The organism is Anaerotignum faecicola, assembly GCA_024460105.1.
Taxonomy (GTDB): domain Bacteria; phylum Bacillota; class Clostridia; order Lachnospirales; family Anaerotignaceae; genus JANFXS01.
In genome coordinates, this window is record JANFXS010000220.1 from 1 (window position 1) to 477 (window position 477).

1 protein-coding gene is annotated in these 477 nt (G+C 46.8%); it reads left to right on the plus strand.

What is annotated here, in order from left to right:
- The first annotated feature begins 39 nt into the window (after positions 1-39).
- Complete coding sequence (locus tag NE664_13640; GenBank protein MCQ4727675.1) at positions 40-462, plus strand: hypothetical protein; 423 nt, start codon at positions 40-42, stop codon at positions 460-462.
- The last annotated feature ends 15 nt before the right edge of the window (positions 463-477 follow it).

Sequence of the window (477 nt, forward strand, 5' to 3'; positions counted from 1 at the left end):
GAGGAAGAAAAGGGCGTCCTGATTCTATAGGAGGATAAAATGCAGAAGAAAAAAATCATTTTAGGAGTGGCACCGACAAAGAGAAGCTTTCTGAGCATGGAAGAAGCGGTTCGCCAGAAAGAGCGTTTTATGGCGGTGATCAGAAATACTCTCTCTGATTCTGTAGAAATTGTGGATATTGATGATATCAGTGAGAATGGAATCTGCTGGAATATGGATGAGACGCGCAGAATCATAGAAAAATTCCGGACCGCCGGAATTGACGCTCTGTTTATCCCGTTTTGTGATTTTGGAGAAGAACAGGTGGCCGCAGCGATTGCGTCCGGATTTCATCTGCCTGTGCTGATATGGGGAGCGAGAGATGAGAGGCCAAACAGCGATACCAGCCGCGGCAGGGATACGCAGTGCGGTATGTTTGCAGCGACAAAAGTGTTGAGAAGGCATGGGGTGACATACAGTTAACGATGTAACTGTATG